The sequence below is a fragment of the Pedobacter sp. ASV1-7 genome, from assembly GCF_040203335.1.
In the GTDB taxonomy this organism is placed as follows: Bacteria; Bacteroidota; Bacteroidia; order Sphingobacteriales; family Sphingobacteriaceae; genus Pedobacter.
Window position 1 is genome coordinate 557,547 of the sequence record NZ_JBEHBV010000001.1, and the last position, 13,534, is coordinate 571,080.

A 13,534-nucleotide genomic window follows, 5' to 3' on the forward strand; every position below is an offset into this window, starting at 1 on the left:
CGCTCCTCATTTTTCGATACTTAAAACCCGTTGGGCCTGATCAAGATGCCTCCCATTGTGATAAATTACCATCTGTAAAATGTCTCCGATCTGTAATTTCAGAATTGGAAAAATGGACATAGGGATCTTTTTACTTCTTAAATCTTTCCCGCCTGAAATCTGAATCAGCTCCTGTAATTCTAATAGTTGATTCCTGAATTCCTGAACTGCCGAGATATCAAGGACTTGAAATTTGGGATCTGTTTTTTTTAAAGTACTCATCTTCTTGCCGTGGGGGAAAGGGCGCATTATGTTTACGAAATAGTTGCCCATCAAACCACTCTTATACATGCTATCTTCTTTATCCGGGGCAGAAGACAATCCTGATTTAACCTTAGGAAGATAATACCGCCCGTAAATATTTAGATGCTCGATGCATTCGAAAGCAGTCCAGCCTCCCGTAACTGGTCTTTTGGAAAGGATTTCTTCCGGCATTTCGATAAATTGATTTACTGTCTCCAAGTGCTCTTGTATTAGAACCGAAAGCATTTCTAACAATTTTTGCGTCTGTATGATCATGTCCTTGCAAGCTGGTTTGACAGATAAAAATAAATTATTTCCCTAAATTTATTCATTATGAAGTCGAAACCTACAGAAGAACAGCTAAAAATTCTGAAAGAGAACATGGAAATGATAAGCCCGATTACAAGTGAAGAATGGGCAAAATTTAGCCAGTTGTGGACCTGTATAAAGGCACCCAAAAAAAAGACAATAACACGGCCAGGAGAAGTTGAGCCTTACCTTTATTTTGTTCTTGGTGGCCTTCAGCGTATATATCATTTGTCAGAAGAAGGAAAAGAAGCCACGATCATCTTTAGTTATCCGTATTCATTTAGTGGAGTTTTAGATTCCGCGATGACACAAACCAGCTCTAACTATTTTTTCGAAACACTATCTGAAAGTGTACTTCTAAGGGCACCAATAGACAGATTCCTTCAATCGACTAAGGAAAATGGTTCAATTGGCACCTTTGTTCATCTTGCGCTTTCCCATAACATAAAGGGATTATTGCACCGATTGGTGGAAATCCAAAGTCTTAAAGCAGATGAAAAGTTTAAACTTTTTATGAAAAGAAGTCCTCATATGTTACAAATCGTACCCCATAGATATTTGGCAAACTATTTAGGAATTGACCCCACTAACTTTAGTAAGTTCATCAATAAGATTATTATCTAGCATTAACTTTACGACAAACATCTGTTGAACAGGGACTTAGCCTGGTGGCTTTATTTGTGAAACATTGGTAATTACCAATGTTTTACAAATAGTGAAAGTGCATCTTTGGGGATATGAATACAAAGAATAAAATAATTGGCTATTTGGGACATGGATTGGTATTGCTATCCTTACTCAGTTTAGTCTATGTCTCATTTATGGCTTGGTTGAATCCAAGAGAGGTTATGGCATTGGTACGGGAAAAACTTACGAATACCGATTCTCTGAGCTCTATTAGGGGAGTTTATGGTGGCACTGGACTATTTGTTGTCTCGGTACTTTGCTACCTCTGGTCTACGGGTTTAACCATAACATTAAGATTTTTATCCATGTTTTGGCTGCTTTATTCAGTTTCAAGAGTGCTGACATGGGCTATCGATGGTCCATTGGGAGAATTTGGAACGCAATGGCTTGTAATAGAACTCTTTTTCGGAATTTCCTGCCTTACGTTATCTTACTTGGTCACCAGACATCGTTAAATTTGATTTAGAAAATAGTTCAACAGCGCTTTTGCCTGCTTTTTATTAAGCACTTTATCCAGTTCTGCTTCTCCTGCCTCTTTAATCTTTTTTACAGATTTGAAGTGCTGTAATAGCTTATCTGCAGTAGTTTTGCCAATTCCAGGTATTTGTTCAAGTTCTGTTTTGAGTGTTCCTTTATCTCTCTTTTTTCGGTGAGCAGTAATGCCAAATCGGTGTGCCTCATCACGTAGTTGCTGAATAACTTTTAAGGTCTCAGACTTCTTATCAAGATAAAGGGGATAAGGATCACCTGGGAAGAATAGCTCTTCCAATCTTTTCGCTATGCCAATAACCGTTACACGCTTCTCTATGCCTAGTTTTTTTAAGCTGTTCATAGCAGATGATAGCTGGCCCTTGCCACCATCTATGATGATGAGTTGAGGCAAAGTCTCCTCTTCTTCCAACATGCGCTTATATCGCCTGTACACAGCTTCTTCCATTGTTGCAAAATCATTCGGGCCTTCAACTGTTTTTACATTGAAAAACCTGTAATCTTTTTTAGAAGGTTTTGCATCTCTGAATACAACAATAGCTGATACCGGGTATGCACCCTGGAAGTTGGAGTTGTCGAAACACTCAATATGTTTTGGTAATTTCGTCAAACTAAGGTCTTTCTGCATTTGAGTCAGAATCCGGTCTGTACGCAAATCAGGATTTAACTTTTCATATTGATTGAGCTTCTCCTTTTTAAAGAATAAAACGTTTTTCTGAGATAGCTCCAGTAATTTCTTCTTTTCCCCAAGTTTTGGGACTGTGAATTTTAGGTTCTCATCTTCAAGTACGATATCAAAAGGTACAATGACCTCTTTTGAGGTACTATTAAACCGGGTGCGGAACTCGGCCATCGCAATGGTTAACAGCTCTTCATCAGTTTCGTCTAAACGCTTTTTAATCTCGATAGTTTGTGTCTGGATAATGCTACCATTCATTACTTTCAAGTAATTCACAAAAGCATATCGTTCATCAGAAGCAATACTCACCACATCAATATTGGTTATGGCACTGTTTACTACAGTAGATTTGCTCTGGTACTTTTCAAGCACCTGCAATTTGCGTTGATATTGGTGTGCAAGCTCGAAGTTCAGATCTGTTGCAGCAGTTTTAATAACCTGCTTTACATTTTTGATTACATTACCAATTTTACCGTTCAGAATATCTTTAATCTCTTCGATATTTGAATCATAATCTGCAGCTAACTGATATGCCTGACAAGGTCCTTTACAATTACCGATCTGATATTCCAGACATACCTTGAATTTTCCATCCTCAATGTTTTTAGGCGTGAGTGGCAGATTGCATGTTCTAAGCGGATAGGTTTCCTTGATCAGATCGAGGATAGTATGCATCATACCTACAGAAGCATAAGGACCAAAATAGGTTGAACCATCTTTGATCATTTTCCTTGTCCAGTATATCCTTGGGAAAGGCTCCTTTTTGATGATAATCCATGGATAAGTTTTGTCATCTTTGAGCATGATGTTATACCGGGGCTGATGTTTCTTGATCAGACTGTTTTCCAATAGCCAGGCATCAATTTCGGTATCAACTATAGTAAAGGTAATTTTACGGATTTTAGAAACCAGTACCCTGGTTTTACCGTTCATCTGGTTATCCTTATTGAAATAGGAGCCAACCCTGTTCCTTAAATCTTTCGCTTTACCAATATAAATGAGTTTGTCTTCCAGATCCCAATACTGGTAAACACCCGGTTTATGGGGAATATCGATCAAGGCCTTTTTATAATCGAAAGCACTCATGGTTTTGGAAATAAGTTCAGGGTATTAAAAACCTAGTTTTTCATCAAGCTCAGTCTGCTGTTCCTGCTGTTGATATTGGTTACAATCGTAAGTAATTGAAACACCATTTTTAGGTGGTTCGAAGTCTTTTTGCGCAATTTTCAGTTTAGGATTGGCATAAACACGTTTCATAAAACCAGCAAAGATTGGCAATGCCGTTGTCGCACCATCACCACCTGCAGTGCTGGTAAAGTGAAATGCACGATCTTCGCAACCTGTCCATACACCGGCTACAATTTGCGGACTTATTGCCATAAACCAACCATCAGAGTTGTTTTGTGTAGTTCCTGTTTTACCGCCTATTGGTGCTTTAACGCCGTATCTACCAGCTAAACGCCATCCTGTACCATTGGTTACAACTCCTCTTAACATACGAGTCATTACATAAGCAACTTCTTCATTCATTGCGGGTCTTGGGATAGGTTTTTCGCTGTAAAGAACAACGCCGTTTTTATCTTCTACTCTAACAATATAAGTTGGTTTGGTCCATATTCCTTTATTGGCAAAAACACTATAAGCTCCCACCATATCATATACCGATGCGTCGAATGAGCCTAATGCGATTGAAGGGAATGCAGGAACATCAGAAGTAATGCCCATTTTCTTTGCTAATGTAGCTACAGCTGTTGGACCAACTTGTTTCATTAAGTAAGCAGCTATATAATTCTGTGATAATGCTAACGCCTTTTGTAGTGTCAGATAGCCGGGAACTGTACCGGAAGACCTTGGTGTCCATGGCGGACTTCCTGGAGTTTCTATAGTTACAGGTTCGTTTAATACACTGAAACAAGGTGAATACCCGTTTTCAATTGCCACTGCATAAGTGAAAGGTTTAGCTGTTGAACCTACTTGTCTGGTTCCCATTTTTACCTGATCGTATTTAAAATGCTCGTAATTGATACCACCCACCCAGGCTTTAACAAATCCTGTTTGAGGATCCATCGCCATCATGGCATTGCGAAGCAACATTTTATAGTATTTTACTGAATCGATTGGTTTCATTAAAGTATCAATGTTACCTCTCCAGGTAAAGATGCTGAGTTTGGTAGGTGTATTAAAGTCTTCCTTGATCTCCGCTTCAGATTTACCTTCCATTTGAAGTGCTTTATATCGATCAGATCTCTTGATCCCCTGCTCAATCTGCATTTCTTTGCCTTTAAAAGCATTTCTACCTTTCCAGCTTTTCTCGAATGTTGCTTGTAAGGTTTTCATGTATTCTTTCTGAGCTTCTTCAGCATAAACCTGCATGTCGTAGTTTATGGTTGTATAAATTTTTAAGCCATCTCTGTCCAGATCATAAGGGACACCATTATTAAGGATAGAACGCTCTTGAAAAATCTTCTTGATATCATTCTTTAGCACAGCTCTGAAGTATGGTGCAATACCGTCATTTACAGTCGCAGCATTAAAACGTAATCCAAGTGGTTTTTCTTTTTGCTTTTCAAGTTCCTCAGAACTAAGCATATCTGCTTTAGCCATCAGGCCCATGATTGTATTTCTACGGGCAAGAGCACGATCTGGATTACGGGTAGGAGAGTATCTGCTGATACCTTTCAAGATACCTATTAAGGTGGCCGATTGGGAAACGGTCAGTTTATCCGGAGTGGTATTAAAATATACTCTTGCGGCCGATTTGATACCATAAGCCTGGTTTCCAAAATCTACCGTGTTTAGGTACATCACAAGAATTTCTTCCTTAGTATAGTTCCGTTCCAGTTTTACAGCAATCACCCATTCTTGAAATTTTTGAAGAATACGTTTTAGAATATTTTTCTGTCTTCCTTCTTCGGAGAAAAGGTTGAGTGCCAATTGTTGTGTAATGGTACTACCACCTTGTTTTTTCCCTACAATAGCGTATAAAAAGATAGTGAAAGTACGTTTAAAATCGATGCCTGAATGCTCCTTAAAACGAATATCTTCTGTAGCAATTAATGCATTAATTACATTAGGAGAAATCTCCTGGTAGCTGATATCAGATCTGTTTTGTACAAAATAAGTACCCAATACCTTGTTATCCTCTCCCAGTACTTCGGATGCCTGATTACTTTTTGGATGTTCAATATCTCTGAAAGAAGGGAGTTCTCCAAATAGACCAAATCCTATGGATACTATAAATAGTGCAAACAATACAATTCCTGTTGCTAATAGTTTCCATATTCTAAAGTTGTACTTTCTGATATCTTCTTTCGAAAGTTGATTCTTCATCTTAATAATTGTTTTTATAGAATTCCAGGTATTTGTTTAACAAATCTTTACTGGTTAATTTATCAAAGTTTTCTTTACTGATGATGAAGCCTTTGTAAATGTTGGCTGGCACTTTCATGATCCTGCCCAACAATGGCGTGATACCTTCAGCATAGGTTTTTGCGTCGTCAAAATTACTAAAGTTCCCTACATATATTAGCTGATCATTGTCAAATTCTTTTAATTGATGCTTTAAACCTGCTTCAGAATAATTGCCCCGGTTAAATTGACCGATACCAAAACGTGAAGAACTGAGGGTTAAAGAGGCGTCTGCAACATCAATTACATAGTAGTAAGTAGTTGAGGTTTCTGTACTGAAAATGCGCTGCACTTTAGGGGCTGGAGGTGGAACAATTGGCTCAGGTTTTTTTTCTACAACCGGTATTACAGGTGGGGTAGATACAATAGCCTCAGTTTTTTTGATTGGCTGTTTGTTAACATCTGGTTGTTGAGTTTTTGCAGGTGCTGCAATAGGTTGCTTAGCTTGGAATAGAGGTTCGCCTGGATCAGAATCAGGTAAGGCAATATTCCTACTTTTGAACTCTGCAATGTGAGTATTGATATAGGCAATATGTTCCCTTACCAATGGAGTGATGATTCTATCATCCTGATATGATGTTGTAATCCCTTCGAAAGCAGTCATAAGAGAGTCGACATTGTTTGTACGACCAATAGCTATTGCTTTTAAATAAGCGAATTGTGGTGATAGATAATTATCCTTATTAGTTTGTAAGACCTCACCAGCCTTTTGAATCACTCCTGGAAAGTCGCGCTTTTGGTAGTGCTCAAAGGTTTCATTATATTGTTTATTAATGACAGTTTCCAGTTCTGTTTGTTTCAGAGAGAACGAAGGGTCAAGAATAGTTTTAGCGTATACGGAATTAGGATATTCCTTTAAAACTTTATTCTTATAATTATTTGAAAGAGCTACATCCTTATTTTTAGTAATTAAAAAAAGACTATAATAACTTGCTGCCAAATGGTTGTTATTTGGAAAGCGGTTTAATAATATCTGATATACTTCTTCAGCCTCTTCTGGGTCATTTAGTTTCTGAAGATAGAAACTGGCAATATCATAATAGGCATCGATAATTTTCTGATTCGACTTTGTAATTAGTTCTGGCGTGGTTGGTACTGCATCTGTATACTCCTTAATAAATGCAGTTTTATCTGGTTCAGCTTGTATAGCCTGATTATCCTGAGCTATCACCCCATCGTTCATATTTCTGGTGATATCTTGAGTAGTAGCTTGTGCTGATGAACGTATACTTTGTCGCCAGTTGTCATCCAGTTTACGATTGCCCCATTTCCTTTTAAAATTGGAATATCCTGAGCTTACAGCTCCAGAATTATTGAAATAAAAAGTACTAGGGCTTTGAGACTTGTTCCTGGTAGTCGTTTCTAGTCCAAAAGGATTACTTGTCGTGTTATCTTGTGCTGTTGCAGCAACTTCAACTACAGGATTAAAAATAGCTTCAATCTTAGCTTTACGGTCACGCTCTGGTAGCCTGGCAATGACCTGTAGTGTATCTTCTTTTGAAATAATCTGATAGCGCTTGGTTAGATATTCGAGGTTCTGGCTCTTTTTAAGAATGATATCATAACCAGGATAGCTTTTTGGTAAAGTGTTAACTGCACTATCGTAATACAGTTTTGCATTTAGATAGTTATGTATATGTTTAAAGTTTAAGTCTGCCATTTTTAAGTAGGACAGGCCTTTTTGGTATTGGTTTTTCTCACTTTTCTGAATAGAGAGGTTATAATATTTTTTTGCCTTTTCGAAATCGCTATCGGCTGTCAGGCTTTCGGCAATCTGATAATACACCTGGTCATTATAGTCTGTATTCTTATCGTCCTTTAATAGTCTAAGCAATTCTTCCTGTCTGTTTAGTCTTTTACCAACAGATAAGGCATTTATTTTGATACGGTTTAAGTTAGCATTGAAATACATTTCAAATGGTGCATTGCTTTTCTCAACTTTGCGATAGTATAATAATGCATTTTCAAAGTTTTTTTGCTGTTCCGAAAGCTGAGCTAAGATATATGTCCACCTGATTTTATTCGGTTTATTATTACTTGCCTTGATGGCATCTTTCAGAAAGGAAATGGCTTCAGGATATTTATGCTGATATATAGCCATCTGTGCCAATGTTGCTAATGGTTCGGAAGTATTTTTCTTAAGTCCGGCAATGGCATATGACAAAGTGTCCAATAGTTTACCAGCTTCACTTAATCTTCTTATTTGCATTAAACTTCGTGCTTTCCAGTTTAAGGCCTCGATATAGCTTTTTGTATTTTGACTATAGTTTTTAGTAGTATAACTAAAGTACTCTGCAGCGTTAAAATAGTTGCCTTTATAAAATTGTGCCTTGCCTAATAGAATGTAAGCCTCATCAAGGTAGTTACTATAGGTTTTCTCAAGGATGATTACTTTTGCTTTTTTGATTACATCATCAATTCCTTTACCTCCTGAAACATCTTTAACAATAAAACTGCTATCTATTTCAGGCCCCAGATAAACCGGAAGAATCTGGTCGTAATTCTCTCTGTGGTTTTCTACAAGTTCCTGCTGATGTGTGGTAATGATAACATTAGAATTGTATATGTAGTTATATCGTGCAGTTAAATTCTGAATGCTTCTGCTACTTGCATTGTCTTTTTGGGTACCGCATGAATAGATGATGCAGGCACTTAAAGTAAATAGTATTACCTTTAAATTGCGGATAGCGTAATTTTTCAATTATAGGGAGATTTAAAGCTTATTAATATTAACATTATATGCAAAAGTATTTTATTCGGCAATAACTTCTTAACAAAACCTTTTTTATTTATAAAAAGCGGATTTATGACAGACCTAAAAGAGCCCAAAAAGGGACTAAATAATTTTGCAAAATATACTTCTATTAGCTTTCAGATGTTGGTGACAATTGGACTGTTTGCTTTTGCGGGATATAAAATTGATGCCTATAGAAATAGTAAGACACCTATTTTTACTGCAGTACTAAGTTTGCTGGGAGTGGTTTTATCTTTGTATCAGGTAGTAAGGCAACTAAATAAAAATGAATGATTATTTAAACCCATTGTAAATATATACTTTTGTGAAAATTTACTGATTTGAGTTTAGCAAGATTTACATTTTCTTATTTGCTGTATACAGCCGTTCTTGGTGTCATAGCTTATTTACTAACCATTATTTTTCCTGATGTTACTATTCTGACCAGCAAGTTCTGGATAGTATTTGGATTTTTGGCGGGTATTACATTTATTGCTTATGTTGTGGCAGATCTCGGAATAAAAAGGAATCCTGAAGTAGGCATAATGGCTATTATGGGGTCAATCGCATTGAAGATGATTTTTTCTATGGCTTTTGTACTGATTTACAGCTTAAACGCTAAAGAAAAGGGGATGGTTTTCGTGCTGAATTTTTTTTCTTTATATTTATTGTTCAGCTTCTTTGAAATATACTCTTTGTTACGTAACTTGCGCCACCAAAATAAATAGTAAAAATCTGCGACTAAATGGATTGTAGCCACGTTTTTGAAGTTAAAGTTAATAGGTTAATTGTTGTTTTTGCGCTTTTTTTAGCGTTTTTTACCGCTCCATCTGCAGCTTTTGCTCAGGTTGATAGTTTACAAACAACAGAAAGTACTCATGCCGAGACTAAGGCTGAGAAGAAGTTTGATATCGGCAAATTTGCATTGCACCACATTGCCGATTCTCATAGCTGGCATGTTATAGGTGATGTGTACATCAATCTTCCTGTAATATTGTACACAAAAGATGGTCTGGTGAACTTTAGTTCAGGGGATTTTAATCACGATGATGAAGCTAGAGTCGTAGTGGAACGTAATGGACAACGTTTTGTTAAATTCCATGAGAAAATCTATTATGCATCTGATGTTGCTAATGCACATGGGCAGTATGTAGATATGGATGAAAAACATCATGCCTTAAATGCACGTCCTTTGGATTTGTCTTTAACTAAGAACGTTTGTACTTTGCTTTTATCTGTTGTTGTTTTACTGGTTGTCTTCTTAAATGTTGCTTCTGGTTACAAAAAACGTAAAGGTAAGTCGCCAAAAGGATTGCAGTCATGGTTGGAGCCTGTTATCTTATTTGTTCGTGATGATATCGCTAAGCCGAATCTTGGTCATAAATATGAGCGTTTCATGCCATATTTATTAACTGTGTTTTTCTTTATTTGGTTTAACAATATGTTAGGTCTGGTTCCATTTTTACCAGGAGGAGCAAACTTAACAGGTAATATTGCGGTGACTATGATTCTCGCTTTAGCGACATTTTTAATCACTGTATTTAACGGCAATAAATATTACTGGAAACACATCTTTTTGCCAGATGTACCATGGTGGATGTACGTTGTTATGGTTCCGGTTGAGTTGTTTGGTATTTTTACCAAACCAATCGCTCTAATGATTCGTTTGTTTGCTAACATTACTGCAGGACACATTTTGGTGTTGTCATTAATCTGCCTTGTGTTTGTATTTAACAGTATATATATAGCTCCTGTTTCTATTGCATTTGCGGTATTCATTGGTGCGATCGAGTTATTGGTTGCATTTATCCAGGCATTTATATTTACAATCTTGTCTGCCCTGTTTATCGGAATGGCAATTGAAGAACACCACTAATAAGAATTATTTTTTAACAACAATTAATATATAAAATCATGATTACAGGAAGTATTGCTGCAATTGGTGCAGGATTAGCTGCGATTGGCGCTGGTCTAGGTATCGGACGCATTGGTGGTTCAGCTATGGACGGGATTGCTCGTCAGCCAGAAGCTGCATCAAAAATCCAAACTGCAATGTTAATCGCTGCTGCCTTCGTTGAGGCTGTTGCGCTTTTCGCAGTGGTAGTTGCCCTAATGGGTAATGGCTAGAATTGAATTTGTACCGGGTTTAATATCCGGTACATTTTTTTGTTAAAAAAGAATAAAAAAATATAATATATACTTAAATGGACTTATTACTACCTGAATTTGGCTTAGTTATCTATCAATCAATTGCATTTTTATTGTTAATGTTCTTATTGGCGAAATTTGCATGGAAACCTGTATTGGCTTCAATCAAAGAGCGTGAACAGAGTATTGATGATGCTTTAAATAAAGCTGAATTAGCCAAACAAGAAATGGCTCGTTTAACTGCTCAGAATGATGAGCTGATGAAAGAAGCACGTGCTGAGCGCGATTTGATTTTGAAAGAAGCAAAAACACTTAAAGATAGTATCGTTAATGAGGCTAAAACTCAGGCTCATAATGAAGGTGCAAAGCTAATTGAGAAAGCTAAGATTGAAATCGAAAATCAAAAGAAAGCAGCATTAGCTGAATTGAAAAATCAGGTTTCAACTTTATCTCTGGATATTGCTGAGCGTGTATTACGTAATCAGCTTCAGGATAAAGCTAAACAGGAAGATTTAGTGGCTAACCTTTTAAAAGATGTTGAATTAAACTAATTGATAGTTTATTTAACTAGATATAACGGAAAAAATGTCAGAAAATAAAGCAGCATCGAGATACGCCAAATCACTAATTGATCTTTCAATAGAGCGTAATGCTTTGGAAGAAATTAAAAGCGATATGGTATTTTTAGCGCAGGTGATTGATAAGAGTCCTGAACTTGAGGCTATCCTTAAAAATCCCATTGTTCCTTTGAATAAAAAAGCAGGAATTCTGGAAAATGTATTTGGACCTAAGGTAAACGAAGTTACCAATGCTTTCTTTAAGCTAATGGTAAACAAAGGCCGCTCTGCAATTCTATTCGATACAGCAAAATCTTTTGTCGCTCAATACAATGCAATTAAAGGTATAGTCTTAGCTGAAGTTACTTCGGCTACTGAACTTACGGCAGAAAATAGAGCTGAGATTGAAGCTATAGTGAAAAAAGAAATTGGAGCTAATCAGGTTGTGATTAAAGAGAAAGTTAGCGAAAAATTAATTGGAGGCTTTATACTTAAAGTTGGAGATAAGCAGTTTGATGCAAGTATCGCCAGCGGTTTAAGCAAACTAAAAAAGGAATTTGCTCAAGGGATAGTTTAAGCGAAAGCTAAATTGACATAGAGCGAAATAACAGATAATAATTACTGAATTTACAAAAGAAATAATATAAAATTATGGTAGAGGTAAGACCAGACGAAGTATCGGCAATTATCAGGCAACAATTGGCGGGCTTCAAATCAGAAGCAGAACTTGAAGAAGTTGGTACCGTATTGCAGGTGGGCGATGGTATTGCCCGTGTTTATGGTTTAACTAAAGTTCAATCAGGAGAATTAGTTGAATTCGAAACAGGCTTGCAAGGAATTGTTTTAAACCTTGAAGAAGATAATGTTGGTGTGGTATTGTTAGGCCCATCAGACGAAATCAAAGAAGGTGATACAATTAAACGTACTAAGAAAATCGCCTCTATCAAAGTTGGTGAAGGTATGTTAGGCCGTGTTGTAAACACATTGGGTGAGCCAATTGATGGTAAAGGACCAATCATTGGTGAAACTTATGAAATGCCTATAGAGCGTAAAGCTCCTGGTGTAATCTATCGTCAGCCAGTTACTGAGCCGTTACAAACAGGTATTAAAGCGATCGACGGAATGATTCCAATCGGCCGTGGCCAGCGTGAGTTGGTTATCGGTGACCGTCAGATTGGTAAAACTGCGGTTTGTATCGACACCATTATTAACCAAAAAGAATTTTATGAGGCAGGTAATCCTGTATTTTGTATATATGTAGCTTGTGGGCAAAAAGCAAGTACAGTAGCTAACATCGTTCGTACCTTAGAGGAAAACGGTGCTATGCCATATACTGTAGTTGTTGCAGCTTCTGCAGCTGAGCCTGCTCCGCTTCAGTTCTATGCTCCATTCTCTGGTGCTGCTATCGGTGAGTTTTTCCGTGATACTGGAAGACCAGCATTGATCGTTTATGATGATTTATCTAAACAAGCTGTGGCTTACCGTGAGGTTTCTCTATTACTTCGTCGTCCACCGGGTCGTGAGGCTTATCCAGGTGACGTGTTTTACCTACACAGTCGTTTATTAGAGCGTGCTGCTAAGATCAACTCAAATGATGAGATTGCTCGTGATATGAATGATCTTCCAGAGTCTATTAAAGGTATCGTTAAAGGTGGTGGTTCATTAACTGCTCTTCCAATTATCGAAACTCAGGCTGGTGACGTATCTGCATACATTCCAACAAACGTAATTTCGATTACTGATGGTCAGATCTTCTTAGAGTCTAACTTGTTTAACTCTGGTATCCGTCCGGCTATTAACGTGGGTATCTCGGTATCACGTGTTGGTGGTAACGCACAGATTAAATCAATGAAAAAGGTTGCTGGTACTTTGAAGTTAGATCAGGCTCAATATCGTGAGTTAGAGGCATTCTCTAAATTCGGTTCTGACCTTGATGCAGCAACAAAATCAGTATTAGATAAAGGTGCTCGTAACGTTGAAATCCTTAAACAAGGACAATTCTCTCCAATGACTGTTGAGAAACAGGTTGCGATCATTTATATCGGTACTAAAAATTTAATGCGTTCTGTCCCTGTAGATAAGGTTAGACAGTTCGAAGCAGAATATTTACAACAGTTGGAATTACGTCATCCCGATACTTTAGCAGCCTTAAAAGCTGGTAAGTTAGATGATACAATTACAGGTGTATTGGAAACTGTAGCAAAAGAGCTTTCAAGTAAATACTAATTACCCCATACTGAA

Annotated in this window: 13 protein-coding genes; 9 read left to right on the top strand and 4 right to left on the bottom strand. The window is 37.2% G+C overall.

Annotated elements, in window-relative coordinates; all coding sequences use genetic code 11:
- Nucleotides 1-6 precede the first annotated feature (6 nt).
- Complete coding sequence (locus ABDJ41_RS02435) at nucleotides 7-528, bottom strand: DinB family protein (protein WP_349784150.1); 522 nt, start codon at nucleotides 526-528, stop codon at nucleotides 7-9.
- A gap of 87 nt (nucleotides 529-615) precedes the next feature.
- On the opposite strand from ABDJ41_RS02435, the gene ABDJ41_RS02440 reads away from it, so the two are divergent.
- Nucleotides 616-1,215, top strand: a complete 600-nt coding sequence (locus tag ABDJ41_RS02440; RefSeq protein WP_349784151.1) for a Crp/Fnr family transcriptional regulator — start codon at nucleotides 616-618, stop codon at nucleotides 1,213-1,215.
- A 113-nt stretch (nucleotides 1,216-1,328) separates the two neighbouring features.
- Nucleotides 1,329-1,733 (top strand): DUF4345 domain-containing protein, encoded by a 405-nt coding sequence (locus ABDJ41_RS02445; protein ID WP_349784152.1) that lies wholly within the window; start codon nucleotides 1,329-1,331, stop codon nucleotides 1,731-1,733.
- Here ABDJ41_RS02445 and uvrC read toward each other — a convergent pair.
- The 3 genes from uvrC to porW are packed head-to-tail and all read right to left on the bottom strand — an operon-like array spanning nucleotide 1,730 to nucleotide 8,555.
- Nucleotides 1,730-3,532, bottom strand: a complete 1,803-nt coding sequence (uvrC, locus tag ABDJ41_RS02450) for an excinuclease ABC subunit UvrC (protein ID WP_349784153.1) — start codon at nucleotides 3,530-3,532, stop codon at nucleotides 1,730-1,732. The genes ABDJ41_RS02445 and uvrC overlap by 4 nt on opposite strands.
- A 24-nt stretch (nucleotides 3,533-3,556) precedes the next feature.
- Nucleotides 3,557-5,776 (bottom strand): transglycosylase domain-containing protein, encoded by a 2,220-nt coding sequence (locus tag ABDJ41_RS02455; RefSeq protein WP_349784154.1) that lies wholly within the window; start codon nucleotides 5,774-5,776, stop codon nucleotides 3,557-3,559.
- Nucleotide 5,777: 1 nt separating this feature from the next.
- Complete coding sequence (porW, locus tag ABDJ41_RS02460) at nucleotides 5,778-8,555, bottom strand: type IX secretion system periplasmic lipoprotein PorW/SprE (RefSeq protein WP_349784155.1); 2,778 nt, start codon at nucleotides 8,553-8,555, stop codon at nucleotides 5,778-5,780.
- A 105-nt stretch (nucleotides 8,556-8,660) separates the two neighbouring features.
- Here porW and ABDJ41_RS02465 point away from each other — a divergent pair, with 105 nt between their 5' ends.
- The 7 genes from ABDJ41_RS02465 to atpA all read left to right on the top strand — a co-directional run bounded on the left by ABDJ41_RS02465 (nucleotide 8,661) and on the right by atpA (nucleotide 13,519).
- A complete protein-coding gene (locus ABDJ41_RS02465) occupies nucleotides 8,661-8,882 on the top strand; it encodes an AtpZ/AtpI family protein (RefSeq protein ID WP_349784156.1) in 222 nt (73 codons plus the stop codon).
- Nucleotides 8,883-8,929: 47 nt separating this feature from the next.
- Nucleotides 8,930-9,316: a hypothetical protein gene (locus ABDJ41_RS02470; RefSeq protein ID WP_349784157.1), complete on the top strand. Its 387-nt coding sequence runs from the start codon at nucleotides 8,930-8,932 to the stop codon at nucleotides 9,314-9,316.
- A 17-nt stretch (nucleotides 9,317-9,333) separates the two neighbouring features.
- The gene (gene atpB, locus ABDJ41_RS02475; protein WP_349784158.1) at nucleotides 9,334-10,464 is read left to right on the top strand and encodes a F0F1 ATP synthase subunit A; all 1,131 of its coding nucleotides are present in this window, start codon (nucleotides 9,334-9,336) and stop codon (nucleotides 10,462-10,464) included.
- Between the two features lie 41 nt (nucleotides 10,465-10,505).
- Nucleotides 10,506-10,715: an ATP synthase F0 subunit C gene (gene atpE / locus ABDJ41_RS02480; protein ID WP_062551197.1), complete on the top strand. Its 210-nt coding sequence runs from the start codon at nucleotides 10,506-10,508 to the stop codon at nucleotides 10,713-10,715.
- Between the two features lie 77 nt (nucleotides 10,716-10,792).
- The gene (locus tag ABDJ41_RS02485) at nucleotides 10,793-11,287 is read left to right on the top strand and encodes a F0F1 ATP synthase subunit B (protein WP_349784159.1); all 495 of its coding nucleotides are present in this window, start codon (nucleotides 10,793-10,795) and stop codon (nucleotides 11,285-11,287) included.
- Nucleotides 11,288-11,321: 34 nt separating this feature from the next.
- Nucleotides 11,322-11,870: an ATP synthase F1 subunit delta gene (atpH, locus tag ABDJ41_RS02490; protein ID WP_349784160.1), complete on the top strand. Its 549-nt coding sequence runs from the start codon at nucleotides 11,322-11,324 to the stop codon at nucleotides 11,868-11,870.
- 74 nt (nucleotides 11,871-11,944) lie between these two features.
- Nucleotides 11,945-13,519, top strand: coding sequence for a F0F1 ATP synthase subunit alpha (gene atpA, locus ABDJ41_RS02495; RefSeq protein WP_349784161.1), 1,575 nt, complete (start codon nucleotides 11,945-11,947; stop codon nucleotides 13,517-13,519).
- Nucleotides 13,520-13,534 lie beyond the last annotated feature (15 nt).